At 71.5% G+C, this 26,980-nt stretch carries 27 protein-coding genes; 18 read left to right on the top strand and 9 right to left on the bottom strand.

Annotated elements, in window-relative coordinates; all coding sequences use genetic code 11:
- Positions 1-14: 14 nt before the first annotated feature.
- The 5 genes from ACFWPQ_RS12685 to ACFWPQ_RS12665 all read left to right on the top strand — a co-directional run bounded on the left by ACFWPQ_RS12685 (position 15) and on the right by ACFWPQ_RS12665 (position 6,144).
- On the top strand, positions 15-2,429 hold the full coding sequence (locus ACFWPQ_RS12685; RefSeq protein ID WP_384032634.1) for a hypothetical protein: 2,415 nt from the start codon (positions 15-17) through the stop codon (positions 2,427-2,429).
- Positions 2,430-2,568: 139 nt separating this feature from the next.
- On the top strand, positions 2,569-3,591 hold the full coding sequence (locus tag ACFWPQ_RS12680; RefSeq protein ID WP_384032632.1) for an ABC transporter ATP-binding protein: 1,023 nt from the start codon (positions 2,569-2,571) through the stop codon (positions 3,589-3,591).
- On the top strand, positions 3,588-4,328 hold the full coding sequence (locus ACFWPQ_RS12675; protein ID WP_384032630.1) for an ABC transporter permease: 741 nt from the start codon (positions 3,588-3,590) through the stop codon (positions 4,326-4,328). Before ACFWPQ_RS12680 ends, ACFWPQ_RS12675 begins: the two co-directional genes overlap by 4 nt.
- A 5-nt stretch (positions 4,329-4,333) precedes the next feature.
- A complete protein-coding gene (locus ACFWPQ_RS12670) occupies positions 4,334-5,533 on the top strand; it encodes a sensor histidine kinase (RefSeq protein WP_384032717.1) in 1,200 nt (399 codons plus the stop codon).
- Complete coding sequence (locus tag ACFWPQ_RS12665) at positions 5,530-6,144, top strand: response regulator transcription factor (protein ID WP_384032628.1); 615 nt, start codon at positions 5,530-5,532, stop codon at positions 6,142-6,144. The genes ACFWPQ_RS12670 and ACFWPQ_RS12665 overlap by 4 nt, the downstream gene beginning before the upstream one ends.
- 17 nt (positions 6,145-6,161) lie before the next feature.
- On the opposite strand, the gene ACFWPQ_RS12660 is transcribed toward ACFWPQ_RS12665, so the two are convergent.
- Positions 6,162-7,025, bottom strand: a complete 864-nt coding sequence (locus ACFWPQ_RS12660; protein WP_384032626.1) for a transglutaminase-like domain-containing protein — start codon at positions 7,023-7,025, stop codon at positions 6,162-6,164.
- A gap of 50 nt (positions 7,026-7,075) precedes the next feature.
- Entirely contained in the window at positions 7,076-8,089 is a 1,014-nt protein-coding gene (locus ACFWPQ_RS12655; protein WP_384032624.1) for a GNAT family N-acetyltransferase, read from the bottom strand.
- Between the two features lie 140 nt (positions 8,090-8,229).
- Here ACFWPQ_RS12655 and fdxA point away from each other — a divergent pair, with 140 nt between their 5' ends.
- Both fdxA and ACFWPQ_RS12645 read left to right on the top strand, forming a co-directional pair.
- Positions 8,230-8,550, top strand: a complete 321-nt coding sequence (gene fdxA / locus ACFWPQ_RS12650) for a ferredoxin (protein ID WP_089098949.1) — start codon at positions 8,230-8,232, stop codon at positions 8,548-8,550.
- A gap of 139 nt (positions 8,551-8,689) precedes the next feature.
- Positions 8,690-9,784, top strand: coding sequence for a bifunctional succinyldiaminopimelate transaminase/glutamate-prephenate aminotransferase (locus ACFWPQ_RS12645; RefSeq protein WP_384032621.1), 1,095 nt, complete (start codon positions 8,690-8,692; stop codon positions 9,782-9,784).
- Between the two features lie 160 nt (positions 9,785-9,944).
- On the opposite strand, the gene ACFWPQ_RS12640 is transcribed toward ACFWPQ_RS12645, so the two are convergent.
- Both ACFWPQ_RS12640 and ACFWPQ_RS12635 read right to left on the bottom strand, forming a co-directional pair.
- The gene (locus ACFWPQ_RS12640) at positions 9,945-10,376 is read right to left on the bottom strand and encodes an ATP-binding protein (protein ID WP_361292172.1); all 432 of its coding nucleotides are present in this window, start codon (positions 10,374-10,376) and stop codon (positions 9,945-9,947) included.
- A gap of 271 nt (positions 10,377-10,647) precedes the next feature.
- A complete protein-coding gene (locus tag ACFWPQ_RS12635; RefSeq protein ID WP_384032619.1) occupies positions 10,648-11,664 on the bottom strand; it encodes a heavy metal transporter in 1,017 nt (338 codons plus the stop codon).
- Between the two features lie 93 nt (positions 11,665-11,757).
- Here ACFWPQ_RS12635 and dapE point away from each other — a divergent pair, with 93 nt between their 5' ends.
- Both dapE and ACFWPQ_RS12625 read left to right on the top strand, forming a co-directional pair.
- Positions 11,758-12,837 (top strand): succinyl-diaminopimelate desuccinylase, encoded by a 1,080-nt coding sequence (gene dapE, locus ACFWPQ_RS12630; protein ID WP_384032618.1) that lies wholly within the window; start codon positions 11,758-11,760, stop codon positions 12,835-12,837.
- A 104-nt stretch (positions 12,838-12,941) separates the two neighbouring features.
- Positions 12,942-13,700, top strand: coding sequence for a TIGR00730 family Rossman fold protein (locus ACFWPQ_RS12625; RefSeq protein ID WP_384032617.1), 759 nt, complete (start codon positions 12,942-12,944; stop codon positions 13,698-13,700).
- 215 nt (positions 13,701-13,915) lie between these two features.
- Here the strand turns inward: ACFWPQ_RS12625 and folP are convergent, their stop codons facing one another.
- Positions 13,916-14,776, bottom strand: a complete 861-nt coding sequence (gene folP, locus ACFWPQ_RS12620) for a dihydropteroate synthase (protein ID WP_384032615.1) — start codon at positions 14,774-14,776, stop codon at positions 13,916-13,918.
- A gap of 161 nt (positions 14,777-14,937) precedes the next feature.
- On the opposite strand from folP, the gene ACFWPQ_RS12615 reads away from it, so the two are divergent.
- Positions 14,938-15,306 (top strand): DivIVA domain-containing protein, encoded by a 369-nt coding sequence (locus ACFWPQ_RS12615; RefSeq protein ID WP_384032613.1) that lies wholly within the window; start codon positions 14,938-14,940, stop codon positions 15,304-15,306.
- On the top strand, positions 15,303-15,908 hold the full coding sequence (locus ACFWPQ_RS12610) for a DNA-3-methyladenine glycosylase I (protein ID WP_384032612.1): 606 nt from the start codon (positions 15,303-15,305) through the stop codon (positions 15,906-15,908). Before ACFWPQ_RS12615 ends, ACFWPQ_RS12610 begins: the two co-directional genes overlap by 4 nt.
- Before the next feature lie 82 nt (positions 15,909-15,990).
- Here ACFWPQ_RS12610 and ACFWPQ_RS12605 read toward each other — a convergent pair whose 3' ends face one another.
- A complete protein-coding gene (locus tag ACFWPQ_RS12605; protein ID WP_384032610.1) occupies positions 15,991-16,794 on the bottom strand; it encodes an enoyl-CoA hydratase/isomerase family protein in 804 nt (267 codons plus the stop codon).
- Positions 16,795-17,183: 389 nt separating this feature from the next.
- Here ACFWPQ_RS12605 and ACFWPQ_RS12600 point away from each other — a divergent pair, with 389 nt between their 5' ends.
- The gene (locus tag ACFWPQ_RS12600; RefSeq protein WP_069751535.1) at positions 17,184-17,351 is read left to right on the top strand and encodes a DUF3117 domain-containing protein; all 168 of its coding nucleotides are present in this window, start codon (positions 17,184-17,186) and stop codon (positions 17,349-17,351) included.
- A 147-nt stretch (positions 17,352-17,498) separates the two neighbouring features.
- Here ACFWPQ_RS12600 and ACFWPQ_RS12595 read toward each other — a convergent pair whose 3' ends face one another.
- Positions 17,499-18,182, bottom strand: a complete 684-nt coding sequence (locus ACFWPQ_RS12595; RefSeq protein ID WP_089098939.1) for an O-methyltransferase — start codon at positions 18,180-18,182, stop codon at positions 17,499-17,501.
- A gap of 250 nt (positions 18,183-18,432) precedes the next feature.
- Here ACFWPQ_RS12595 and sigE point away from each other — a divergent pair, with 250 nt between their 5' ends.
- From sigE to ACFWPQ_RS12570, 5 genes are all read left to right on the top strand, one after another.
- Positions 18,433-19,149, top strand: coding sequence for an RNA polymerase sigma factor SigE (gene sigE, locus ACFWPQ_RS12590; RefSeq protein ID WP_384032608.1), 717 nt, complete (start codon positions 18,433-18,435; stop codon positions 19,147-19,149).
- Positions 19,146-20,117: a zf-HC2 domain-containing protein gene (locus ACFWPQ_RS12585; RefSeq protein ID WP_384032606.1), complete on the top strand. Its 972-nt coding sequence runs from the start codon at positions 19,146-19,148 to the stop codon at positions 20,115-20,117. Before sigE ends, ACFWPQ_RS12585 begins: the two co-directional genes overlap by 4 nt.
- Positions 20,118-20,272: 155 nt before the next feature.
- Positions 20,273-20,869, top strand: a complete 597-nt coding sequence (locus tag ACFWPQ_RS12580; protein WP_384032604.1) for a trypsin-like peptidase domain-containing protein — start codon at positions 20,273-20,275, stop codon at positions 20,867-20,869.
- A 201-nt stretch (positions 20,870-21,070) separates the two neighbouring features.
- On the top strand, positions 21,071-21,517 hold the full coding sequence (locus ACFWPQ_RS12575) for a sec-independent translocase (protein ID WP_351711127.1): 447 nt from the start codon (positions 21,071-21,073) through the stop codon (positions 21,515-21,517).
- Positions 21,518-21,755: 238 nt separating this feature from the next.
- Positions 21,756-22,427, top strand: a complete 672-nt coding sequence (locus ACFWPQ_RS12570) for a hypothetical protein (protein WP_384032602.1) — start codon at positions 21,756-21,758, stop codon at positions 22,425-22,427.
- Between the two features lie 121 nt (positions 22,428-22,548).
- Here the strand turns inward: ACFWPQ_RS12570 and ACFWPQ_RS12565 are convergent, their stop codons facing one another.
- A complete protein-coding gene (locus ACFWPQ_RS12565) occupies positions 22,549-25,143 on the bottom strand; it encodes a DUF6185 family protein (protein WP_384032600.1) in 2,595 nt (864 codons plus the stop codon).
- A gap of 144 nt (positions 25,144-25,287) precedes the next feature.
- Between ACFWPQ_RS12565 and ACFWPQ_RS12560 the strand changes: the two genes are divergently transcribed.
- Positions 25,288-25,725 carry a hypothetical protein gene (locus tag ACFWPQ_RS12560; RefSeq protein ID WP_384032598.1) on the top strand — a complete coding sequence of 146 codons (438 nt, stop codon included), beginning with the start codon at positions 25,288-25,290 and terminating at the stop codon, positions 25,723-25,725.
- An 82-nt stretch (positions 25,726-25,807) separates the two neighbouring features.
- Here ACFWPQ_RS12560 and ACFWPQ_RS12555 read toward each other — a convergent pair whose 3' ends face one another.
- Positions 25,808-26,941, bottom strand: a complete 1,134-nt coding sequence (locus ACFWPQ_RS12555) for an Mrp/NBP35 family ATP-binding protein (protein WP_384032597.1) — start codon at positions 26,939-26,941, stop codon at positions 25,808-25,810.
- Between the last annotated feature and the right edge of the window lie 39 nt (positions 26,942-26,980).

The following is a 26,980-nucleotide window of genomic DNA, read 5'->3' as shown; positions in this document are numbered from 1 at the left end:
CGGGAGAACCTGCCTTGAGTCGTGAAACTGACACTCCGTCCTCCGGGCCCAACGGGCGCGGTGGATCCGCGTACCCCTCGGGCACGCCGCCGTACGGGACCCCCATGGCTTCCGACGACGGTACGGACGCGGCCCGTTCGGCCGCGCAGCCGGAGGAACGCAAGACCGAGACCACGCTGACGACCCGGATCCGGATCAACATCCCCGGCTCCCGGCCGATTCCGCCCGTGGTCGTCCGCACTCCCGTCGCGGACGTCGAGGGCGGCGTGGCCGGTGCCGCAGGCACGGGCGGCCCGAGCGAGGAGACGGGCACGCACGCGCTGCCGACGGGCGCCGCCATGTCCACCGGCACCGTCGAGCCGCCCGCCGCCGAGCAGGCGCCCGCGCCCGCGGCCGAGGAGAAGGCCAGCGACTGGTTCGCGCCGCGCAAGTCCGGCCCGGCCAAGGGCGGTCCGCGCGGCGGCGCCGCCAACGGCGGCGGAGCGCCCGGCGGTTCCCCCGCCGCGGCGCCGAACGGCCCGGCGACCCAGGGCGGTGCGCGCCCGGGCGGCGGCCGTCCCGGCGGTGTCGTCGGCTCCATGAGCGTGCCCGGCGCGTCCCGGCCCGGCGCGACCAACGGCGCGGGGCTGCCCACCGGCGCGACCGGCGGCCCGGTGGCTCCCGGACACGGCGGCGGCACCGGCTCCTTCGACGTGACCGAGGCGCTCGCCGCGGGCCCCCTCGGCGGCTCCCGGGGCGGCGCGAAGGGCGGCGGCGACGCCCGCCGCGACGACCTGCCGTACTTCTCGGACAACGGCGGCCAGAACGGCGCCCAGGCCGGTCCCGGCGCACCCGGCGGCGGCCCGGCCGGTCCCGGTGGCCCCAGCGGCTTCAACGGGCCGGGCGGCCCCGGCGGCCTCGGCGGCCCGCAGGGCCCGGCAGGCCCCACCGGCGGCCCGGTCACCGGGGACGGCCCGTTCGTCCCCCCGGGCAACGGCGGCGAGCCCTTCGGCGGCCCGGCAGGCCCCAACGGAACGGGCGGCCCCGGCGGGGCCTTCAGCGGCGGTGAGCCGTTCGGCGCCCCGGTCAACGGCGGCGAGCCCTTCGGTACCCCGGGCGGTCCCGCGGGCCCCGGCGGCGGCCCCGCCCGCCCCGGCCCCGGTGGTCCCGGCGGCCCGCGCGCCCGTGCCGCCCAGGCCCGGCCCGGCGCGCGCACCGCCCCCGGCGGTCCCGGCCTCCCCGGCGGCGGCCTGAGCGACGACACCGCGATCCTCACCCCGCAGAAGCCCGCTCCCGAACCGGGCATGCCCGGCTACGGCTCCCCGGCGGACAACGTCTCCGGGCACACCGTCACCAGCGGCATCCCGGTCGTGCCGCCGGGCGCCAACTCCCCGTTCGCGCCGGGCGCGCCCACCGACGGGCCGCTGCCGCACACGCCCCCGAAGCTGCCCGAGCCGGTCTCGCCGCCCCCGGCCGAGTCCAAGTCCAAGGGCAAGGCGAAGGCCAGGAAGAAGCGCGGCAAGCTGCCGCTGCTCGTCGGTGTCGTGGTGGTCGGCGGCGTCGGCGTCTACGGCGCCGGGCTGCTCATGAACCACTCCGACGTGCCCAAGGGCACCACCGTGCTCGGGGTCGACATCGGCGGCGGCACCCGGGACGACGCCGTCAGGAAGCTCGACGACGCCTTCGGCAAGCACGTGAACCAGTCGCTGAAGCTGTCCGTCGACGGCAAGACCGTCTCGCTGCCGCCGGACCAGGCGGGCCTCCAGTTCGACATGCAGAACACCGTCGAGGCGGCCGCCAAGAGCGACTACAACCCGGTCTCCGTGATCGGCTCCCTGTTCGGCCAGAAGCGGGTCGTCGACCCCGTCATGCCGGTCGACGTGGAGAAGCTCCAGGCCGCCCTCAAGGACCTCGGCGGCAGCTCCGGCTCGGTCACCGAGGGCACGATCAAGTTCACCTCCGGCAAGGCCGTCGCGGTCTACGGCAAGGCGGGCAAGGGCATCGACGCGGCCGCCTCCACGGACGCGGTCAAGCAGGCGTACGAGACGATGGTGGAGACCGGCACCGCCTCCGCGGTGAACGTACCGACGACCACCGTGCAGCCGACGGTCACCAACGCCGAGGTCGACCGCGAGATGAAGGCGTTCGCCCAGCCGGCGATGTCGGCGCTGGTCACGGTGAAGACGGACACCGGCGTCCAACTGCAGTTCAGCCCGCAGAACTCCCTGTGGAAGTTCCTCCGGGTCAAGGTCGTCGACGGCAAGCTCGTCGACAGCCCCGACCTGAACGCGCTCAAGGACCTCTACGGCAACACCTTCGACAGCGTCAAGATCACCCGCGCCAGCGGCGAGAAGACGGCCGTCACCCCGCAGGACGTCTACGTCGCCCTGCGCCAGGCCCTGCTGAGCAAGTCCAACCGGGTGGGCGTCATCGACACCAACCCCAACTGACGCAGACCCGCAGAGGGGGCGCCCGGTGCTCACCGGGCGCCCCTTCGCGCGTGTCACGCGCTGCTCATGACATCTGTCATGCGGCTCTCCGGACGGTCGGCACTGCCCCCGGCCAGGGGCTCGCCGCCAGCATGGAGGCATGACAACGACAGCGGCGACGACGGCCACCGGAACCCCGGTGGTGGTCGGGTTCGACCAAGTGAGCAAGACCTACGGGAACGTGCGGGCCGTCGACGGGCTCTCGCTGCGGCTGCACCCGGGGGAGACCGTGGCCCTGCTCGGGCCCAACGGCGCGGGCAAGTCGACCACGCTCGACCTGCTGCTCGGCCTCAAGCACGCCGACGCCGGCACGGTGAGCGTGTTCGGTCTGAGCCCGCGCGAGGCCATCGTCGCCGGACGCGTGGGCGCGATGCTGCAGAGCGGTGGCCTGATGGACGAGGTCACCGTCCGGGAGCTGGTCAAGCTCGCCTGCGACCTGCACCCGAAGCCGTACAAGGTCACCGACGTCCTCGCCCGCGCGGGCATCTCGCAGATCGCCGACCGCAAGGTCAACAAGCTCTCCGGCGGCCAGTCCCAGCGCGTCCGCTTCGCCCTCGCCACCGCCGGCGACAGCGACCTGATCGTCCTGGACGAGCCCACCACCGGCATGGACGTCTCCGCCCGCCAGGCGTTCTGGGCCACCATGCGCGAACAGGCCGACCAGGGGCGGACGGTCCTCTTCGCCACGCACTACCTGGAGGAGGCCGACGCCATCGCCGACCGGGTGCTGGTGCTGCACCGCGGCCGGCTCCTCGCCGACGGCACGGCCGCCGAGATCAAGGCGAAGGCGGGGGCCCGGCGGATCTCCTTCGACCTGGAGGGCGAGATCGACGAGGCACCGCTGCGGGCGCTGCCCTTCCTCACAGCTGTGACGGTGTCGAAAGGCGGCTCCGCCGCGGGTTCCGGCCAGACGATCCGCATGCAGTCGTCCGACGCCGACGCCACCGTCCACGCCCTCTACGGCCTGGGCGTCTACCCCCGCAACCTCGAAGTCGCCGGGCTCGGCCTGGAGCAGGCGTTCGTCGCCATCACGGAGGCCGAAGAGGCCAAGGACGCCAAGGACGCCAAGGACGCCAACGACGCCAACGACGCCAAGGACGCCAAGGAGGCCACGCAGTCATGAACGCCCTGATCAAGCTGGAGCTCGCCCGCGCCCTGCGCAACCGCAAGTTCCTGTTCTTCTCGGTGATCTACCCCTCGATCATCTTCCTGCTGGTCGCCAGCCAGGGCGGGACCGGCGAGACCGTCGACAACTCCGGCCTGTCCGTCGCCGCCTACGTGATGGTCTCCATGGCCTCCTTCGGCGCCCTCACCGCCGTCCTGATGGGCAACAGCGAGCGCATCGCGAAGGAGCGGGAGAGCGGCTGGGTACGGCAGCTGCGGCTGACCACGCTGCCCGGCCGCGGTTACGTCCTCGCCAAGACCGCCAGCGCCGCCGTGGTGAGCCTGCCCTCCATCGTGGTCGTCTTCCTGGTCGCCGCCTCGGTCAAGCACGTACGCCTGGACGCCTGGCAGTGGCTGGCGCTGACCGGCGCGATCTGGGCCGGCAGCCTGGTCTTCGCCGCGCTCGGCGTCGCCATCGGGTATCTGGCGAGCGGCGACGCGGTCCGCCCGATCACGATGATCACCTACTTCGGCCTGTCGATCCTCGGCGGCCTGTGGTGGCCGTCCTCCTCCTTCCCCACCTGGCTCCAGGACATCGCGAAGTGGCTGCCCACGCACGCGTACGCTGCACTCGGGCGGGCCATCGAGCAGAGCCAGGCCCCGAAGGCCCAGGACATCGCCATCCTCGTCGTCTTCTTCGCCCTCTTCGTGGGCGGCGCGGCCTGGCTGTACCGGAAGGACACGCTGAAGGCGTGAGCATGATGACGGAAGAGCTGCGGTCCGAGGACGAGGCCCGGGCGGACCGGCTGGTGCGCATCGGCCAGCCGCCCCGCACCCGGAGCGAGGCGATGCGCAAGCTGGTCTGGGTCCTGCCCTGGCTGGTCTTCCTGGCCTCCCCGGCGCAGGACCTGGCCTCCGGCGACCACACCACCGCGGCCACGGCGGCCGGCTGGGCGGGCCTGACGGCCTTCGTCGGGACCTACCTGGCCATCGTCTTCCGCTCCATGGGCCGGCCCTACCGCGGCTGGATCGTCACCGCCGCGATCGTCGTGGAGGGGGCGCTCGCGGTCACGCTGGCCTTCAGCCTCGGCGGCTCCTGGTTCGGCCTGTTCGTGTACGTCTCCGTGATGTGCGGGGTGACCTTCCCGCTGCGGATCGCCTACTGGACGATCCCGCTGACCACCGCCGCCATGCTGCTGGCGGGCTGGTACGTCCACGACATGGACGAGGCCTGGGGCCTGGTCCTGGTGGTGCTGCTGGTCGGCTTCTCCATGACCGGCATCCGGCAACTCGTCGCCACCACCATCGAGTTGCGCAAGGCCCGCGCCACCGTCGCCCAACTGGCGGCCAACGAGGAGCGGTTGCGCCTCGCCCGCGACCTGCACGACCTGCTGGGCCACTCCCTCTCCCTGATCACCCTGAAGAGCGAGCTGGCCGGCCGGATGCTCCCCGACCACCCCGACAAGGCGGCCCAGCAGGTCTCCGACATCGAACAGGTCAGCCGCCAGGCCCTGGTGGACGTCCGCGAGGCGGTCACCGGCTACCGGCGGCCCCGGCTCGCCGCCGAACTGGCGGGCGCCCAGGTCGCCCTGACCGCCGCCGCGGTCATCGCCGAGGTCCCCGCCGAGCCCGACCTCACCGACGTACCCGAGGACGGCGAGGCGGCCCTCGCGTGGGCGCTGCGAGAGGCGATCACCAACGTCGTACGGCACAGCGGGGCGAGCGTCTGCACGGTGGAGCTGCTGCGCCGTCAGACCCTGGACGGCCCGGTCCTCGAACTCGCCGTCGAGGACAACGGTTCGGGCGGCTCCGGCAAGGGTCCCGGCAACGGGCTCACCGGGCTGACCGAGCGGCTGGAGAAGGCGGGCGGCACGCTTGAGGCGGGCCGTGCGAAGCGCGGTTTCCGGCTGGTCGCCCGGGTCCCGCTCGGCTCCGGCATGGCCGTAGGATCCCGGGCATGAGCAGTACGATCAAGGTCCTCCTCGCGGAGGACCAGTCGATGGTCCGCGAGGCGCTGGCCGCCCTGCTGGGCCTGGAGGACGACATCGAGGTCGTGGCCCAGGTCGCCCGCGGCGACGAGGTGCTGCCGACGGCCCGGCGGCACGACATCGACGTCGCCCTGCTCGACATCGAGATGCCGGGCTGCACGGGCATCGAGGCGGCGGCCCAGCTCCACAAGGCGCTGCCGGCGGTGAAACTGGTCGTCCTCACCACCTTCGGCCGCCCCGGCTACCTCCGCAGCGCGATGGAGGCGGGCGCCGACGCGTTCCTGGTCAAGGACGCCCCCGCTGCCCAGCTCGCCGAGGCCGTCCGCAAGGTCCTGGCTGGTGAGCGGGTCATCGACCCCACCCTCGCGGCGGCCGCCCTCGCCGAGGGCGCCAACCCCCTGACCGACCGCGAACGCGAGGTCCTGCGCGCGGCGGCCGACGGCTCGACCAACGCGGAGCTGGCGGCGGCGCTGCACCTCTCCCAGGGGACGGTACGGAACTACCTCTCGACGGCGATCCAGAAGCTGGCGGTACGCAACAGGGCGGAAGCGGTCCGGATCGCGCGGGAGAAGGGCTGGCTGTAGCGGGCGACCGGCGGGGCTCAGTTGAGACGAGCACGCGCCGCCCGCGCCTCCCCCCGCACCTTCTCCGCCGCCCCCTCGTCGACCACGTCGATCAGCCCCGCGTACTTCTCCAACTCCTCGGCGCCGTCCGTGAACTCGCCCCGTTCCACCAGCAACCGCGCCCGCTCGTACCGCAGTCGTGCCGGATGCGACGGCAGCAGCAGGGACAGGTCCACCGCCCACAGGCCCACGTCCGACCGCTCGGGGCGGGCCGCGGCCCACGCCCGCACGTTGTTCAGGATCCGCCGTACGACGTCCAGGGCATCGGCCGGCTCCAGCATCGCCGGCTCCAGCGGCACCCCCGCCGCCCCCACCACGAGCAGCTCCGCGTCCGCCCCGGTCAGCACCCGCCCGCCGTCGAACGGGTCGGCCAGCACCTGCTCCTCCGCCGCCCCGAACCCGACCACGAAGTGCCCCGGCAGCGCGACCCCGTACACCGGCGCCCCCGCCCGCCGGGTGACCTCCAGCCACACCACGGAGAGCAGGATCGGCAGCCCGCGCCGCCGCCGCAGCACCTCGTGCAGCAGCGAGGACTCCAGCCGCTGGTAGTCCGCGGCGGCGCCCCGGAAGCCGAACCGTTCGCCAAGCACCCGCTGCGCCGCCGTGGCCCACGCGTGCGGCCCGCCCGGCCGGTACGGCAGCTGCCCGGCGAGCCGGTCCAGCTCCATCTGAGCCGCGTCGATCCCGGCCTCGTCCAGCGAGCCGTCGGCCGCCGCGCCCAGCAGCAGACACAGCGTCGCCAGATCGGGCCGCTCGGACCGCGCCTCCTCGGCGAACCGCCCCCGTACCTCGGCGGCCCGCCCCGACGACGGCGGACGTGGATGTGGCTGACCGGAAGCCATAGCTGTCTCGTGCCCCTTCGGAATGATCGGTACCGCCCCGGCTCCAGGATTCAGGAACCGTCCGCCTCTGGCGCCCGGTAGTGGTGGTAGGCGTGATGCGCCACGAAGCCCAGCCGTGCGTACAGCGCCCGCGCCCCCTCGTTGTCCGTCTCCACCTGCAGCCAGGCCGCCGACGCGCCCTCCTCCAGCGCCCGGCGCGCGAGCGCGGCCATCACCTCGGTGGCCAGCCCACGGCGCCGCAGCCCCGGATCCACCTCGACGGCGGCGAACCCGGCCCACCGGCCGTCCACCACCAGCCGCCCGATGGCCGCGGGGGCACCTCCCGGGGATTCGCCGGGCACGGTCGCGAACCACACCGACGGCCCGCTCCCCAGCACCTTCAGCGCAACCTCGCTCACCCCCTTGCGCTGGTACCGCGCCAGCCAGTCCTCGCCGGCCGCCCGGGACAGCACCACATCAGCACCCTCCGCCCGGTCCGCCACCGGCGCCAGCCCCCCGGTCCACAGCTCGGCGCTCACCTCGCGCAGCCATCCGCGCCGCTCCAGCTCCGCGCAGAGCAGCTCCTGCGTGCCCTCGGCGCCGGTCGCGGTCTGCACGTAGGCGGGCAGCCCCCGCTCGCCGTACCACCGACGCACGGCCGTCAGCGCCGCGTCCAGCGGCAGCCCGGGATCACCGAGCGGCAGCACGCTGTTGGCCCGCCGGGTGAACCCCGCGGCCGCCCGCAGCTCCCACTCGCCGAGCCGCTCGCTCTCCACCGGCCGCCACCCGCGCGAGGCGACACGCGCGAGCTCCCGGTAGGTCGCCGCGGGGCCCCGGCGGCGCGCCGGAGCGGCCGGCACCACCTTCCCCGCCACCAGCGCGGACTCCGGTATCCGGACGGTCTCCCCGTCCCGCCGTGTGATCGTCAGCATGCCGTCGTCGTCCCATGATGTGAGAACACCCACCGTGTCGGTGAACTTCTCCGCGCCGACACCATTTCCGGTCAAACGGCGCACGGACACCCGTTTACCCACGTCAGCAGCGGTAATACGGACCTCGAAGCGTCCTGCGGCAGAGATTTCCACTGGTCAGTTCACCCCTCCTGTTCGGATCATGTCCGGGAACGGAGATACTAGGGGCGGGCATCGACGACGCCGCGCTCCCGCGCGCCAGGCGGCGGAGCCTACGGAGGCCCGCCAGCGCCCAATCGAGGAGGAACGACAGCGTGACCTACGTCATCGCGCAGCCTTGTGTCGACGTGAAGGACAAGGCGTGCATCGAGGAGTGCCCGGTCGACTGCATCTACGAGGGCCAGCGGTCCTTGTACATCCACCCGGACGAATGCGTCGACTGCGGTGCCTGTGAGCCGGTCTGCCCGGTCGAGGCGATCTTCTACGAGGACGACACTCCGGAGGAGTGGAAGGACTACTACAAGGCGAACGTCGAGTTCTTCGACGACCTCGGCTCCCCGGGCGGCGCCAGCAAGCTGGGCCTGATCGAGCGCGATCACCCGTTCATCGCCGCGCTGCCCCCGCAGGCCGAGTAGTCCACACCGGCGGCCCGCCGCAAAACCGTGCCGCCTCGGTCCCGTACGGCCTGATCACACCCGATCGGCGCCGTGCGGGGCCGAGGCGTTTGCCGTACCGGCCGTTGTCGGTCGTACCGAAGAAAGTGAGCAAGGAACCGTGTCCGCAGTCTCCGACCGTCTGCCCACCTTCCCCTGGGACAAGCTGGAACCGTACAAGAAGACGGCCGCGGCACACCCGGACGGCATCGTCGACCTGTCGGTCGGCACCCCGGTGGACCCGGTCCCCGACCTGATCCAGAAGGCCCTGATCGACGCCGCCGACTCGCCCGGCTACCCCACGGTCTGGGGCACCCCCGAGCTGCGCGACGCGATCACCGGCTGGGTCACCCGCCGCCTCGGCGCCCGGGACGTCACCCACCGCCACGTCCTGCCGATCGTCGGCTCCAAGGAACTCGTCGCCTGGCTCCCCACCCAGCTGGGCCTCGGCCCCGGCGACCGCGTGGCCCACCCGCGCCTGGCGTACCCCACCTACGAGGTCGGCGCCCGCCTCGCCCGCGCCGACTACGAGGTCTACGACGACCCGCGCGACCTGGACCCGGCCGGCCTGAAGCTCCTCTGGCTGAACTCCCCGTCCAACCCGACCGGCAAGGTCCTCGCGAAGCAGGAACTCAGGGAGATCGTCGCCTGGGCCCGCGCCCACGGCGTCCTGCTCTTCTCCGACGAGTGCTACCTCGAGCTGGGCTGGGAGGCCGACCCGGCCTCCGTCCTGCACCCGGACGTCAACGGCGGCTCGTACGACGGCATCGTGGCCGTCCACTCCCTCTCCAAGCGCTCCAACCTCGCCGGCTACCGCGCGGCCTTCCTGGCCGGTGACCCGGCGGTCCTCGGCCCCCTCCTGGAGATCCGCAAGCACGGCGGCATGATGACGTCGGCCCCGACCCAGGCGGCGGTGGTGGCGGCCCTGTCCGACGACACCCACGTCCACGAGCAGCGCGAGCGCTACGCCGCCCGCCGCGGCCTCCTCCGCGACGCCCTCCTCTCCCACGGCTTTCGCATCGAACACAGCGAGGCGAGCCTCTACCTGTGGGCGACGAGGGACGAGTCCTGCTGGCAGACCGTGTCCCACCTGGCGGACCTGGGCATCCTCGTGGCACCGGGCGACTTCTACGGCGAGGCGGGCGAGAACTTCGTACGCGTGGCCCTGACGGCGACGGACGAGCGCGTGCGAGCGGCCGTGGAGCGGCTTTCCTGAAACGCGCCCCAGCTGGAGCGCCCCGTCAGGGGCGCGGGGCTGTGTCAATTTGCGGCTCCGCCGCGTGGGCGCGACCAGCCCCCACCGGCCCGCAGCCGACGCACAACGAGAAGGGACCCAGGGAAAGCCCCGGGTCCCTTCCAGGAAGCGGCTGGGCAACCTACCCGAGCGGCAGCCCCTTCACGGGCAGCCCACCCTTGGCGAGCCCGTCCGTCGGCAGCCCACCCTTCGTCGCGGTGGACGCCGTGTCACCCAGCAGCCCACCGGCGGAGCCGGCCGCGTCGCCCGCGGTGTGCTGCACCACCGGCGCCGCCTTCTTGACGGCCTTGCCGCCGGTCTTGCCCGCGGCCGGCACCGCCGACTCGACCGCCTTGCCGCCGGTGTGGCCCACGGCCCCGGTGACGGTCTGCGTCGCACCGTCGGCGGTCTTGCCGACGTTCGCCCCGTCCAGCGCGGTCAGGCCGCCCAGGTTCGGGGTGGCCGGCAGGCTCGGGGCCGCGCCGGCGGAGCCGGCCGCACCGACCCCGGCAGCCGCTCCCGCTGCGACGAGCAGCGCGGCACGGGCGATCCGGCGGGTCAGAGGGAGGGACATGGTGCTCCATTCGACGGGAGGGAACGTGATCGCCGTGACTACCGCTCGAAGCCCGCGAAGGTTGCGGAGACCCAAGGTAAAGAATTGATAACGCATCGCATTATCGGGTGTGGAGAAAAACGGGCAAACGGTGCCCGGCCGTGGTCTCCGGAGAATCCTTTCGGCGCACTGTTCCCAAGGGGTGTCACGCATGCGTGAGTGACCGTGCGAAAACGTGGGCGCACCACGCATGCGTAGCGTCCCGGCTGACCCGCCGGAGGGAACCCCCGAACTACTGCCCGGTCACGATCCGCACCGAGCCCGCGGACTTCTCCGCTCCGCTCGTGCCCTGCGTGCCGGACGCCGTCTCCCACTGGCTGTCCGTGCTCCCGGCGGCCCACTCCCGGCCCGCGTACGAGACCCGCTGGATGTGCAGCGCCGAGGAGTTGGCCACCGCCCAGTGCGCCAGCTGCCAGCCGCGCTCGCTCTCGGTGCGGCCCGACTTGTCCTTCTTCTTCCCCTCCGGCACCGGCACGGTCACCGTCCGCCCGTGCGCCGTGGCGGTCACGCTCGGCGTCGGCGTCGGCGAACTCGCGGACGAACCGCTCACCTCCGCGCCGGCCTCCTCGACCGCGTCCCGGCCGAAGTCCCGTACGAGCGCGGTCCGTACCGCGTCCGTACCCGTGCCGGTACTCGTCGTCGCCGCCTGTGTGCCGGTCGCCGCCGGGCGCCCGTCGCAGGTCAGCGTGGCCGCCGCCTGCCCGGTCAGGGCGGCCGCGAGCAGTGTGGCGTCGGTCTCGTGCTTGGCGTAGGCCTCCGGGTAACCGCTGCGCTGCACGCGCTGCGCGGCCACCGTCAGCGGCAGGGACTCGTAGTCCGCCACCTTGGCCAGGTGGGCGTAGAACATGCCGGCCGCGTACGCCGGGTCCAGGATCTGCTTCTCGGTGCCCCAGCCCTGCGAGGGCCGCTGCTGGAACAGGCCCAGCGAATCCCGGTCGCCGTGCTTGATGTTGAGCAGCCCCGACTCCTGGATCGCGGTCGCCAGGGCGATGGCCACCGCCCGCTCGGGCATGCCGCGGCCGGTGCCGACGGCGGCGATCGTCGCCGCGTTCACCGCCTGGTCGGGCGTGAACTCGTAGGACTTCCCGTCGGCTCGGCCCGAGACGACCTTGCAGCCCTCGGCGCCACCGCCGCCGGTGACGTACTGGACGACGAGATAGGCCGCGACGGCGCACAGGATGACCAAGCCCGACACGAAACGCAGGATGCGGCCGCGACGCTTGGGGCGGATGGGGGACGGCTCTGGCACGCGTACAACATACTGGAGAGTACGAGCCGCTCACCCCTGGGTCCGGAAGCCTGTGAATCCGCCGGCCGGCCGACGGGCGCTAGGGTCGAGGTCATGGCCGACACCTCGCTTGACCTCACGCTGGACGCCGCCGCGCTCACCGCACAGCTCGTCGACTTCCCCTCCGAGAGCGGCGCCGAGAAGCCGCTCGCGGACGCGATCGAGTGCGCGCTGCGTGCCCTGCCGCACCTGACGGTCGACCGGTACGGCAACAACGTGATCGCCCGGACCGACCTCGGCCGCCCCGAGCGCGTGATCCTGGCCGGCCACATCGACACCGTCCCCATCGCGGAGAACGTGCCCTCCCGCCTCGACGCGGACGGCGTGCTGTGGGGCTGCGGCACCTGCGACATGAAGTCGGGCGTCGCGGTCCAGCTGCGCATCGCGGCCACCGTCCCGGCTCCCAACCGGGACCTGACCTTCGTCTTCTACGACAACGAGGAGGTCGCCGCCGACCTCAACGGCCTCAAGCACGTGGCCGAGGCTCGCCCCGAGTGGCTGGCCGGCGACTTCGCGGTTCTCCTCGAACCCTCGAACGGCGAGGTCGAGGGCGGCTGCCAGGGCACCCTGCGCGTCCTCCTGAAGACCTCGGGCGAGCGGGCCCACTCGGCGCGCTCCTGGATGGGCTCCAACGCGATCCACGCGGCCGCCCCGATCCTGGCCCGGCTCGCCGCCTACGAGCCGCGCTACCCGGTCATCGACGGCCTGGAGTACCGCGAGGGCCTGAACGCGGTCGGCATCTCGGGCGGGGTCGCCGGCAACGTCATCCCCGACGCGTGCGTGGTCACCGTCAACTTCCGGTACGCCCCGGACCGTTCCGAGGCCGAGGCCATCGCCCACGTCCGCGAGGTCTTCGCGGACTGCGGGGTCGAGGAGTTCGTCGTGGACGACCACAGCCCGGGCGCGCTGCCCGGCCTCTCCCACCCGGCCGCGGCCGCCTTCATCGAGGCGGTCGGCGGCACCCCGATGCCCAAGTACGGCTGGACCGACGTCTCCCGCTTCTCGTCGCTCGGCGTCCCCGCGGTCAACTACGGCCCAGGCAATCCGCACTTGGCGCACAAGCGGGACGAAAGGGTGGAAACAGTCAAGATCCTGGCGGGTGAGGAGCGCCTGCGCACCTGGCTGACCAGCTGAGCCGCACGACGGCGCTTCGCACCGGACATGCCGACGTCCCGCGCCTGTAACCCGCGCGGATCTAGGCTGGGGCGGATACACCTGCAAGCGGAGGGAGCGCACATATGGCTACCGGGAACCCCGAGGGGAAGAAGGTGCCGCCGGACGAGCAGCGCCTGGGACCGGTCCTCCGACGGCGCGGCCAGGTGACCGCGAGCACGACGGACCAGCGCCTCCTGGACGCGGGCGGCCCCTCCGACTGGGTCCACACGGACCCCTGGCGGGTGCTGCGCATCCAGTCGGAGTTCATCGAGGGCTTCGGCACGCTCGCCGAACTGCCGCCCGCGATCAGCGTGTTCGGCTCGGCGCGGACGCCGGTCGACTCGGCGGAGTACGACGCCGGCGTGAAGCTGGGCCGTGGCCTGGTCGAGGCCGGCTGGGCCGTGATCACGGGCGGCGGCCCGGGGGCGATGGAGGCGGCGAACAAGGGCGCCCTCGAAGCGGGCGGCGTCTCGGTCGGCCTCGGCATCGAGCTCCCCTTCGAGCAGGGCCTCAACCCGTACGTCGACATCGGCCTCAACTTCCGTTACTTCTTCGTGCGGAAGATGATGTTCGTGAAGTACGCGCAGGGCTTCGTCGTCCTCCCGGGAGGCCTCGGCACCCTCGACGAACTCTTCGAGGCCCTGACCCTCGTCCAGACCCAGAAGGTCACCCGCTTCCCGATCGTCCTGTTCGGCAGCGGCTACTGGGGCGGCCTCGTCGACTGGCTGAAGAACACGCTGGTCGCCCAGGGCAAGGCGGCGGAGAAAGACCTCCTCCTCTTCCACGTCACGGACGACGTGGCGGAGGCGGTGGGCCTGGTCTCGAAGGAAGCGGCCCGCTAGCCCCGGCCGCTGCCCGCCCACCCACCCGACTCGCTCTGTTGAGAGGTCGGGGTCGAGGGTTCCTGTGACCGCACCGACCGACCGAACCGGTCCGCGCACTCCTCGACCCACCGAGTCGGTTCGTGCGCCTTTCGACTCACCGAGTCGGGTGGTGGGTGGGCGGGGGATTCGGGGGTCTGGGGGCGGAGCCCCCAGGACTCGGCGCGGACGCCGGACTACGCGAGCCCCCGCCGGGCCACCGCCGGAGGCCGGTGGCCCGCGATCGACGCCACCATGTCCAGCACTTGTCGCGTCTCGGCGACCTCATGCACCCGGTACACCTGCGCCCCCAGCCACGCCGACACCGCCGTCGTCGCCAGCGTGCCGATCACCCGCTCCTTCAGCGGCCGGTCCAGCGTCTCGCCCACGAAGTCCTTGTTGGACAGGGAGACCAGCACCGGCCACCCCGTCTCCACCATCTCCCCGAGCCGCCGCGTCGCCTCCAGGCTGTGCCGGGTGTTCTTGCCGAAGTCGTGCCCGGGATCGATCAGCACCGACTCCCGCGGCACCCCCAGCGCGACGGCCCGCTCCGCCAGCCCCAGGGTCACCCGCAGAATGTCGGCCACGACATCGTCGTACGTCACCCGGTGCGGCCGCGTCCGGGGCTCGGCCCCGCCCGCATGCGTGCACACCAGCCCCACCCGGTACCGCGCCGCGACCTCCGCCAGCCCCGGGTCCACCCCGCCCCACGCGTCGTTCAGCAGATCCGCCCCGGCCTCGCAGGCGGCCTCCCCGACCGACGCCCGCCAGGTGTCCACGCTGATCACGACGTCCGGGAAGCGCCTGCGCACCTCCGCGACGAACCCGACGATGCGCCGCGCCTCCTCCTCGGCACCGACCTCCTCGCCCGGACCGGCCTTCACCCCGCCGATGTCGATGATCTCGGCCCCTTCGGCGATCGCCTGCTCCACGCGCGCGAGGGCCGGCTCGTCACGGAAGGTCGCCCCCTGGTCGTAGAAGGAGTCCGGCGTCCGGTTCACGATGGCCATGATCACCGGTTCGTACGGCCCGAATTCCCGCCTGCCCAGCCTGAGCATCGCCTGTGACCTCTCGTAGTAATTCCCTCGGTAGGACCGCCTGCGACCCTAACTGTCAGACTCGCATGGCACGATCGGACCCAGACACATTCGACACCGAGCACACTGAGCACAACGAGTGCTGCTGCACCGAGATTCATCGAGCCTGGGGGCCCACCGCGATGGTCATGTTCCTGTTCCTCGTCGTCGCGCTCGCGGTCGTGGTCGTCGCGGTCACCCTCTCCGTGGTGAGCGGCGGCGAGAGCGGACCGCTGCCCGAGGTGGCACCCGAGCGGTTCCAGGACCCACTGCCCCCGGACCGCCCGGTGAACCGCGCGGACGTGGAGACCCTCCGCTTCCCGCTCGTCCCGCGCGGCTACCGCATGGCGGACGTCGACGACGCGCTGAGCCGCCTCGGCGCCGAGCTCTCCGAGCGGGACGCCCGGATCGCCGACCTGGAGTCCGCGCTGGCCGGCGCCCAGGCCACGCCGCACGCCCCGCACTCCTCGCACACCTCGCTGGACAAGCCCGAGCCGGAGGACCGGCCATGAGCGACGTGCCCGAGACCGTCGACGGAGCGGCGGTGGCCGGGCCGGACGGCAGGCTGCGCTGCCCCTGGGCCCTGTCCACCGAGGACTACGTCGCGTACCACGACGAGGAGTGGGGCCGCCCGGTCCACGGCGACGACGCCCTCTACGAACGCCTCAGCCTGGAGGCCTTCCAGTCCGGCCTCTCCTGGATCACGATCCTCCGCCGCCGCCCCGGCTTCCGGGCCGCCTTCGCCGGCTTCCACATCGAGAAGGTGGCCGCGTTCACCGACGAGGACCGCGAACGCCTGCTGGCCGACCCCGGCATCATCCGCAACAGGGCGAAGGTCGACGCGACGATGGCCAACGCGAAGGTCCTCGCGGAGTGGGCCCCGGGCGAGCTGGACGAGCTGATCTGGTCGTACGCCCCGAAGCCGGGCACGTACCCCGCACCGAAGACCATCGCCGACGTGCAGGCGGTGACCCCGGAGTCGACGGCCCTGTCCAAGGCCCTGAAGAAGCGCGGCCTGCGCTTCATCGGCCCGACCACGGCATACGCCTTGATGCAGGCATGCGGATTGGTGAACGACCACTTGGAAACATGCGTGAGCAGACGCGCCCTTTAGGGGCGCGGGGCTGTGTCGATGTGCGGCTGCCGCCGCGTGGGCGCGACCAGCCCCCACCGGACCCGCAGATCCCCGCCGGCCGTCACCGTCCCAAGTACTTGGGCTTCTCCTTGTTCACGAACGCCTGCACGGCGATCGCGTGATCCTCGGCCGCTCCGGCCCGCGCCTGCAGCTCGTCCTCCTTGTCGAGCGTCTCGTCGAGGGAGTGCGTGAGCCCGTAGGCGACGGCCTCCTTCAGCGCCGCGTACGCCACGGTCGGACCTTCGGCCAATTTCCGTGCCACCTTCTCGGCCTCGGCCCGCAGCTCGGCCGACGGCACCACCTTGTTCGCGATGCCCAGCTCGTACGCGTCCTGCGCGCCGATGCTCCGCGGAAAGAGCAGCAGGTCGGCGGCGCGCCCCGGCCCCACGACCCGCGGCAGCGTCCACGACACCCCGGAGTCGGCGGTCAGCGCCACCCCCGCGAACGACGTGTTGAACGCGGCCGTGTCGGCGACCACCCGGTAGTCCGCGGCGAGCGCGAAACCGAACCCGGCCCCGGCCGCGACGCCGTTCACGCCGGCCACCACCGGCTTCGGCGCCCCCACCAACGCCCGGACGATCGGGTTGTAGTGCTCCCGCACCGTCGTCATCGTCTGCCCCGCCCCGGTCTCCCGGTCGGACGCGAGCAGCATGATGTGCTCCTTGAGGTCCTGGCCCACACAGAACGCCCGGTCCCCGGCGGCGGTCAGCAGGATCGCCCGGACGGCCGTGTCGGCGGCCGCTTCCTGCGCGGCCTCACGAAGAGCCACCTTCGTCGCGATGTTCAGCGCGTTCATCGCCTCGGGACGGTTCAGCGTGATCGTCGCGAGCCCGTCGCTCACCTCGTAGAGCACGGTGTCGGTCATGGTGCGTCCCCTCCGTCGTCTTCGTTCGTCTTCGTCGTCGCGGCTGACGTACCGCTCAGTACGTCGCTGTCCGAAGGACAGCATGGCGGAGATCGCCGTCGGGGAACCGGACCCTGCGTGTGACCTGCGTCAAAGAATTCCGGAGCCGACTCGGTCGGCGTAAGGACGCAGGGCGGCGAAGTATCGCAGTCACATCGCCGAATTGGGTGGTTTTGGTCGCGTGCGTTGCCCAAGCGATGCCGACTGATGTTGGTCATCGGGTCCTGAGATGCGGGATAATGGCTTGGAAGCAATGTGTTCGATGCCGGTGTCGCGTGTCCAGTGAGGATCACGCGTGCCCTCCAGGGCCGTCGGTAGACGATGAGCTGTTTTCAGGAAGGGGTACGAGCATGGCGGCCATGAAGCCGCGGACGGGTGATGGCCCGCTCGAGGTGACCAAGGAGGGGCGGGGCATCGTCATGCGCGTTCCGCTCGAAGGCGGCGGTCGGCTCGTCGTCGAGCTGACCCCTGACGAGGCCGCGGCGCTTGCCGACGCCCTCAAGAACGTCGTCGGCTGAGGCGTCAGCGACCATACCCTTTCGGTCGCCCCGGCATCCCAAGAGGTGCCGGGGCGTTGCCGTGTTTCCGGGCGTCCGTGAGAACCCGGTCCGTATCCACGCGACCCCGACCCCTGCCCGTGAGACCCCGGTTCCTGCCCGCGCGAGCTATCGCTTGACCGCGCACAGCAGTCCGTCGCCCACCGGCAGCAGCGACGGCACCAGTTCCTGGCTCTCCCGGACCGTGCGCAGCAGCTCGCGCAGCCGCAGTACCTCGGTCGGCTGCGGCCCCGAGTCGACGGTGCGGCCGTTGGCGAAGACGCCCTCGAAGACCACCAGGCCACCCGGACGCAGCAGGCGCAACGATTCAGCGAGGTAGTCGGAGTACTCCTGGCGGTCGCCGTCGCAGAAGACGAGGTCGTAGCCGGCGTCCGCGAGGCGGGGCAGCACGTCGAGGGCGCGGCCGGGGATGAAGCGGGCCCGGTTGCTGGCGAAGCCGCAGGCGCGGAAGGCCTGCCGGGCGAACTGCTGGTGTTCCGGCTCGGGATCCACGGTGGTCAGCACCCCGTCCGGGCGCATGCCGTGCAGCAGGTACATCCCGGACACCCCGCACCCCGTGCCGATCTCGGCGACCGCCTTGGCGTCCACGGAGGCGGCGAGCATGCGCAGCGCGGCGCCCGTGCCGGGCGACACCGAGCGCAGCCCTGCCTCGCGGGCCCGGTCACGGGCCCACCGCAGTGCTTCGTCCTCGGCGACAAAGGCGTCGGCGAACGCCCAGCTCGTCTGCCGGTTGCCGGTAATGACCCTCTCCTGTCCCCGTGGTTGCCTGGGCGTGACTGTATCCGTTGGCACCGGGAACCCGCAGATGGGACCAGGCGTTTAGAGGGGTGGAAGACAGGGCGGGGGGACACGAATGGATCACGATGACGAGACGGCGGTCGAGCAGCTGCTGTTGCGGCCGGATCAGCCGTACCAGCACAGATCAAATTCTTGTAAAACCGCTTATCCGGTGCTAACGGGCGAGGTGGCTATGGTAGGGGCTCCACTGGACACCACCAGAGCCGACAGGGGAGGTGCGGCCGCGCCTGAGGATCGGGGAGGAGTGCTGCGGCGCTTCCTCGGATCGGCAGGCAGGCCGAAATCCGTGAACGACACCGCTGCTGACCCCAGCCACGCCGACGCGCTCGCCACGGGCGAGGACCGGACCGCGACCTTCTCCACCGACGCGGACGGGCAGGCATGGACTCCGCCCACGTGGGAGGAGATCGTCAGCACGCACAGCGGCCGCGTCTACCGTCTGGCCTACCGCCTGACCGGTAACCAGCACGACGCCGAGGACCTCACCCAGGAGGTCTTCGTCCGCGTCTTCCGCTCGCTGTCGACCTACTCGCCGGGCACCTTCGAGGGCTGGCTCCACCGCATCACCACCAACCTGTTCCTCGACATGGTCCGCCGCAAGCAGCGCATCCGCTTCGACGCCCTCGGCGAGGACGCGGCCGAGCGCCTGCCCAGCCGCGAGCCCACCCCCTCACAGGCCTTCAACGACGCGCACTTCGACGCCGACGTCCAGCAGGCCCTGGACACCCTCGCGCCCGAGTTCCGTGCCGCCGTCGTGCTCTGCGACATCGAGGGACTGTCGTACGAGGAGATCGCCGCGACCCTCGGCGTGAAGCTCGGCACGGTCCGCTCCCGCATCCACCGCGGCCGCTCCCAGCTGCGCAAGGCCCTCGCGCACCGCTCCCCGGAGGCCCGCAAGGCCGAGCGCCGTTCCTTCGTGCCCCGTGTTCCCGCACTGGGAGGAGGGGGCGCGACCGCGTGAGTGGATCACGACCGAAACCGGCCGAGCGACAGCTCGCCGAGCAGCACCTGGGAGACCGACTCTCCGCCCTGGTGGACGGAGAGCTCGGTCATGAGACGCGTGAGCGCGTCCTGGCCCACCTGGCGACCTGCGCCCGGTGCAAGGCGGAGGCGGACGCGCAGCGCGCGCTGAAGAGCGCCTTCGCGGCGGCCGCCCCGCCGCCGCCCTCCGAGAGCTTCCTGGCCCGCCTCCAAGGGCTGCCCGCGGGCGGCGACCCGGACGGCGGCGGTTCGCCGTTCGGCGGGGGAGACCCGTCGGGGCGCGGATCCGACAGCGGGGTCTTCGACCTGAGCCGGGACGACCGCTTCGAGTTCGGCTACGTCCCCGCCCGTCCGCACGACCCGGCCGCGGTCGCCGGCCGGGGCTTCCGCATCCACCCCGTCGGCCGCCCGGACAGCGACCGCTCCGCCTCGCGCGGCATGCGGTTCGCGTTCGTCGCCGCCGGTGCGGTCTCGCTGGCCGCCGTCGCCCTCGGCGGGGTCACCGCCGGCCTGCCCGGCACCCCGGCCGCCGACGCCCGCAGCGGTGGCGGCAGCGTCGCCCCGGCCGGCACGGCGGGCTCGGGCACCACCGGGGCCGCCGACACGCAGCGCCGCCGCCTGCTCACCCCGCTGCTGTCGTCCGGCACCCTGCTCGGCGGTGCCCCCGCCATGCCCACCTCGGTGTCCGCACCGCTGCTGCCCGGAGTGCCCTCCCCGGCCGCCGCACAGCAGACGCTGCGGGAACTGACCGCACCGGTGATGGCCGGCGCGGCCGCGGTCTCCCCCTTGATACGGCCGCTGAACGCCAACCCGCCGTTCGCCCTCACCTCGTGGACCAGCACCCCCGGGGCGACCGGCACCGGCCTGCTCGCCGCACCCGTCCCCGACGCCACCTCCGCACCCTCCCTGTCCCCGTCTCCGTCCCGCTCCTCCCGCGCCGCCCGCTGACCGGGCCTGCCCACCTGCTGAACGGTCCTGCGCGGCGACTTGCGAACCTGGTTGAATCCTGTGAGCCAGCCATGCCCGTGGTGCCACCGTGGGCAAGGAGCCGACCTTCCGCGAGCCGCCGATGAGCGGGGCCGCGGTGAGCCCGCGAGGAGACCATGGACGAGGGGATACCGACGTCACCGACGACACCCGGCGACACCACCGGCAGCGCTCCGTCCCTCTTGCAGGGCGATGCGGCCGGGGCCGCGGCGCGGCGGCGCCGGTCGCGGAGCCGGCGGACGCTGGTCGTGGGGGCGCTGGTGCTCTCCGTGCTCTCCGGTGCGGCCGGCGGGCTGATCGGCGGCTATCTGGAGCGCACCGGCGGCCTGGAGGCCGTACAGCTGCCCCAGCCGGGCCCGCCGCCGCCCGGACGGCCGCCCGGCGATGCCACCGGGGTCGCCGCGCGGGCGCTGCCCAGCGTCGTCACCCTGCACGTCACCGGCGCCGGCACCGGCGGACAGGCCACCGGGACCGGCTTCGTCCTCGACACTCGCGGGCGCATCCTCACCAACAACCACGTCGTCGCCCCCGCGGTCTCCGCGGGCGGCCGGATCACCGTGACGTTCAGCAGCGGAGCCACCGCCCCGGCGACCGTCGTCGGCCTGGACGCCGGGTACGACCTCGCCGTCGTCCAGGTGCACGGCGTGCAGGGCCTCACCCCGCTGCCGCTCGACAGCCCCGGCGGCCGTCCCGGTTCTTCGGACAGGAACTGACAGAAACCTCACAGGCGGAGCCCCGTCCGTGCCCCGACTAGGCAAACAACCCGGAAAACCGGTCGTACACACGCAGTCGGACACCTCGGGGCAGTACCGGTCGGACAGGTCCGCCGGGTACCGTGGACCCGGCCCGGACCACGGAACACCCGCAACAGCGACCGGAGGGCCGAGGACCGAGGACATCGCAAGGAGCTTCAGGTGTTCAATGACATAGGACCACTCGAGCTGGTGACGATCATTGTGCTCGCCGTGCTCGTCTTCGGTCCGGACAAGCTCCCGAAGGTCATCCAGGACGTCATGCGGACCATCCGCAAGATCCGGGAGTTCTCGGAGAGCGCCAAAGAGGACATCCGGCAGGAACTCGGCCCCGAGTTCAAGGACTTCGAGCTGGAGGACCTCAACCCGAAGACCTTCATCCGCAAGCACCTGGACAGCGACGAGCTGGGGCTGAAGGAGATCCGCAACGGCTTCGACCTGAAGAAGGAGATGGCCGAGGTCACGGACGCGGTGCACAGCCGCGAGACCGACGCCTCGCCGTCGTCCTCCGGGAGCGGTTCTTCGGGGAGCGGCCGGATCGACATGACCAAGAAGCCGGAGGACCCGGGCACGGACGACCGTCCGCCGTACGACGCGGACGCCACCTGAGTCCGGATCACCGACCCGCGCATGAGCGGCGCACGTGACGCGTTTCATACCGCGTGTGCGCCGCTCATACGTCTTTTACGGCCCGAACCCGCCGCCCGCGCGACCAACGCACCGGGCGGTTTCGCCGCTGGTCCCGGCGGTGTCGATATGCTGCCGAGTTGTTGTGCGGACCGGACGAGTGCGCCCGAAGGGGGGCGGGCCGCCCTGGACCGACCAGAGCTAGGAGGCGTCGGGGCAGATGGAGACGACAAGTCAGGTGGACGGACAGGCACCGGTCGCGGAGGGCGAACAGCAGGTCCCCTCCGTCCGCCGCACGGTCGACGGCTACCTTGAGGCGCCCTTCCCCTGGTACGGCCTCGACGAGGCGTTCACGGGGCCGCGCTGGCTGATGCAGGTGGGTACGGCGGCCGACGGCGCGGTGGAGCACGGGTCGATCGGACACGGCGACGAGCCGTCGGTGCGCAACGAGCATCTCGCCTCGGCTGTCGGTGAGCCGCGGGAGAAGTTCGCGGTCGTCGTGACCGTCGCGGCGAGTCCGTCCCGGCGGAGCGCCGACGGGACGGGGCTGCTGGAGGCCACGTCGGTGTCGTCCGCCGCGTGGCTGGCCGGGGTCGGGCTGCTGTCCTTCACCTGGCCGGGGCAGATGGACCACAGCCTGCGGGACGACTGGCTGGAGCAGCAGACCGAGACGGCGTGGGAGCTGGCCGACGATCTCGGCGGGCCGGAGTGGTCGACGCTGTCGCTGCCGGTGGACGGGGTGTCGACGCCGTTCCACTACCGGGAGTCGGAGTTCGGGTGGGTCCTCGCGGGATCGACCGGGGAGGGTGTGCACGTGGGGGCGTACGGGCGGGGGATGAGCGCGTACGGCCTCGGCTTCGCCGTGATCAAGGACATCGCCGAGTACGCCTGAGAGCTGTCGGCGCCCTGTGCTCCGGCGGCAGGCTCCGGGAAAGGCCCCGGCACACCGCCCCGCAACGTTGTGACGCGGGGCGGCCACCGGCCGGCGGCACAGCGCCTGGCGGCACAGTCCCTCATTTGTCGATCAGTGTCTTCACGATGGCCACGACCACCGCCACCTGGGCGAGAAGCCAGGCGACCTGTCCGGAGAGGCCGCGCAGCCGGTGGATCGACAGCAGCAAGGCGAAGCGGCTGGGCCAGTACTGCCGCTCCTCCTGCAATGTCGATGTATCCATCCAGAGGCTGGTGAGCGTCAGGATGAAGAGCATGAGCACGGAATAGAGGAGCAGCATCTTGACGCCTGCATCGGTGTATCGGGCGAACAGACCGATCAGAACGGCCGGAATGCCGTAGGCGAAGGTGAGGCTCCACGCGCGGGCGGCACTGCGGCGGCCCGGTAGCAGACGCCACAGGGCGCCCAGGACGAAGCCGGCTCCGGCCCATGCCGTCTGATAGGCGATGAACCCCGCTGCAAAGCTCGGAATCGCGGTGGGTTCGACGCGGATCTGGCCGCCCTTGAACAGATCCGTCATCTCCAGATAGATGAGGGTGCCGCTGGCCGGAATTCCGAAGCAGAACGCCAGGCGCGCGCCGTGCAACGCATTGGACCACCAGTGGGATTCCGGCCCCCAGGCCAGGGCGACGTCCAGGATCGAAATCTGGCTGGGTGGGTTTTTCTTGAGGCACTTGGACACCAGCCACTGACGCAGCTCGCGCAGCTGGGCCTCCAATTCCTCGCAGGTGACGCCGCCGGCGCGCCCCTGGTCCAGCAGTTGCAGTTGATGGTTGAGATTGCGGTACTGATGGACTTTTTCCAGCAATTCAGTCCGCTTGTCGGCTCCTGGTTTGTGCAGGTAGAACAGGTCTCCCATCCGGCTCAGTACCGACCATCGTCGTCCCACTGCGAGGACCGCGAAGAGTGCGACGATGTTCAGCGCGAACCACACGCCGTACTGGGCGTTGATGCGCGCGAATTTTGCACCCCTCATCCCCACGGTCAGGGCGAACAGCGCGGCGATCAGCAGGAGATCGGGCTTGGCTGGACCCAACGGAATGTTCTCCATGGCGCGGGCGGCTTGGGCGCGTTGCATCACGAAGCGGGAGTGCAGCAGGGCGAGGAGTGCGACACCCGTCAGGAGCCAGCTGTAGGCGAAGATCCAGGTGAGATCACTGAAGAAGAAATTGGACAGATAATGATTGACGTATGCCGCGTGCTTTGAAGGGCGATTTTGGATGACGAGCCAAGCGGCCCGTTTCCACTGATTTTCGAGTGCCCAGCGGAGACACCAGAGAAGGCCGCCCGCGACCATCCCCAAAAGGGTTGCGACGGCTGCGACGCAGCGAACCGGCGCCCTGTCCCATGTCCGGCTCCAGCGAGCGGGGACCAGTCCGCCGTCGCGTGCGAAGCGCCATGCCCACGCCGCCATGGCGGCCAGCCACAACCACACCGTGGCCAGGCCCATGAGCACGTACCCGAGCTTGCCGGTGAGGGTGGTCGCCGCTTCGGTGTCCAGGCTCCGCGGCAGTTCGAAGAGCCCGTGGCGGAGTACCACCAGCAGGCCGATCCCCGCAGTCGCCGAAGCGACTCCGACGACGGCGTGTCGCTGCCGGCGGCCTGCGGAGCCGTCGGCTCCGGTGTCCGGGGCCGTGGATGAGGCTCCGCTGTGCCAGGGGCGGGCGACGAGGGTCAGGGTGAGGCCGGCGGTGATGCAGATGATCGCTTTCCCTCGAAGACTGACAGCGAGTTCCTGGCCGAGGAGCACCAGTGTCAGGGCGATCGCCGCGCTGAGCAGGGCCCAGTGCAGAACGGGGCGTGCGAGGCCTTCGTCGAGCCCCCTGCCGAACCCGCCGACTCGCCACCAGGATCCCCGTGTCCAGGACGCGGCGGACGCCGGCCGGTGCTGGGCGCGGAGCGCGGCCAGCGCGAGCGCACCGGAGGCGAGCACCCACCACGTGGCAATGCCCGCCGATTTCAGCGACGACTCGTCCCAGCTCAGCGTCAAGGACCGTTGCCTCGGCAGATCGGCCTCGATGCAGGCGTGCTCGGGGCAGAGAGCTTCAGGCCGCTGCTCGGTCCACACCACCGTGGTCGCGTCGGCGGACGATGCCGGCCCATGGTATTTGAATTTGAGGCCACCCAGATCAGCCGTGATCCTCCAGCGGGCTTGTGTCAGCGTCGACGGCCGGAGGGTCACCTTCCATTCCTCTTTGTTTTTCTTGTCCCCCGTGATCACCCAGGGGCCGAGGCGATAACCCTGGTACTTGTTGATCCAGGTGAACGAATTGTATGTCACCGTGACCTTGTCATCCTTGGCGGTGGCGACTGGATTATGGTCGCGCCATTCAGTGTTGCGAAGTTCGTTGTCTCCTCCGCGCAGCAGGCAGTGCATGGCCGTCTGGTATTCTTTCGATTTCTCGCTGAATGTCAGCTGGCTTGCCATCGCCCAGGCCCGAGTAGGCACCTCGATCGTCATGTCCGAAAAGACCTGGACGTAAGTCTTGCCGTGCTGTCGGAAGCGGATCGTGGCGTCCACTCTGCTGGAATCTAACTGATCCTCTTGGCAGGTATCACGGCTGTTCTGCCGTGCCTCCGCGGGAGAGGATCCCCACCACGTCACCGCCAGGACCACCAGCGACAACAGCCGCCACCACCGCCGAACACCCGTCATAGAGTCGGCACCTCCTCCTCGGCGAATTTAGTGAAGGTGCCCTAAGTGTCATGCACAGACACACGGCGGAAGGTGATGCGGCCACTCCTTCGCCCCAGTCCGCGGAATTGAGGGAAAGCGGTCAGTGGCTGATAATGGAATCCGATGACCGTCAATCGTCGTCAACCGTTCGACGGAGGGATTATGGCCGACCTAAACGTTTCCGCTCCGAGAACATCACTTCCCCGCTTCGCGGAAGCCGAGGCGCTGGGCCCCCAGGACGCGGAGTTCGTCCGGGATCTGGTGGCGGTGCTGGCCAAGCACGGCAACTTGAACCGCTTCGGGTTGTGCCTGCTGCACGATCACTTCCCGCTTGCCGCGGACGAGGTTCTGGTGGAGACGAACGATCCCGGAGCCCGCATGCTGCACGCTCGTGTGGAGAAGGCGGCTGGGACGCGGCACGTCAAGGCCTCGCAATGGAGGTTCCTGCCGCACGCCGAGGGCGAGCAGGTCGGGGGGCCCGGAGGAGGCTCCTTCCAGGTACTCATGCTGTGCCTCACACAAGACCTGTGCCCAGGCAGCGAGCGCGAACGCGACGGTTGACCGCGGCCGACGCGACCACGGAAGGCATACGACGAAGGGGGCGCTGTCCGACACGGACAGCGCCCCCTTCGTCGTGGCGGTTCTAGAACTTGTTTTTCGGGGTGATCCCCAGCGAGAGGCCCGACAGGCCCCGCTGCCGTCCGCCCAGCTTCCCCGCGATGCCCCGCAGTGCCGCGCCTGCCGGGCTGTCCGGGTCGGTCAGGACGACCGGCTTGCCCTCGTCGCCGCCCTCGCGGAGGCGGACGTCGATGGGGATGTTGCCGAGGACCGGGACGGTCGCGCCCGTCGTACGGGTCAGGCCGTCGGCGACCAGCTGGCCGCCGCCCGTGCCGAAGATGTCGACCATCTCGCCGCAGTGCGGGCAGGGCAGGCCGGACATGTTCTCGACGACGCCGACGATCTTCTGGTGGGTCTGGACCGCGATGGAGCCGGCCCGCTCCGCGACCTCCGCCGCCGCCTGCTGAGGCGTCGTGACGACCAGGATCTCCGCGTTCGGGACCAGCTGGGCGACCGAGATGGCGATGTCGCCGGTGCCGGGCGGGAGGTCGAGGAGGAGGACGTCCAGGTCGCCCCAGTAGACGTCCGCGAGGAACTGCTGGAGGGCGCGGTGCAGCATCGGGCCGCGCCAGACGACCGGGGTGTTGCCCGGGGTGAACATGCCGATGGAGATGACCTTCACGCCGTGCGCCGACGGCGGCATGATCATGTTCTCGACCTGGGTCGGGCTGCCGTCCGCGCCGAGCATGCGCGGGACGGAGTGGCCGTAGATGTCCGCGTCGACCACGCCCACCTTGAGGCCGTCGGCGGCCATCGCGGCGGCGAGGTTGACCGTGACCGACGACTTGCCGACGCCGCCCTTGCCGGAGGCGACCGCGTAGACGCGGGTGAGGTTGCCGGGCTTGGCGAAGGGGACCTCGCGGTCGGCCTGGCCGCCGCGCAGGGCGGTGGCCAGCTCCCTGCGCTGCTCGTCGCTCATCACGTCCAGGGTGACGTCGACCCGCGTGACGCCCTCGACGCGGGAGACCGCGTCGGTGACCCGCTGGGTGATCGTGTCCCGCATGGGGCAGCCGGAGACCGTCAGGTACACGGTGACCGCGACCGCGCCGTCCTCCCCGATCGCCACCGATTTGACCATCCCCAGTTCGGTGATGGGTCGGTTGATCTCGGGGTCGTTCACCGTCGCCAGTGCCTCGCGCACCGCGTCTTCGCTAGCCATACCCCCGATGGTACGGCGAGGCGCAGTGCCCCTATAACG

Origin of the sequence: Streptomyces sp. NPDC058464 (assembly GCF_042721035.1) — a bacterium.
GTDB lineage: Bacteria > Actinomycetota > Actinomycetes > Streptomycetales > Streptomycetaceae > Streptomyces.
The sequence above is the reverse complement of the archived record's forward strand: the minus strand, read 5'-3'. Positions and strand labels throughout refer to the sequence as shown.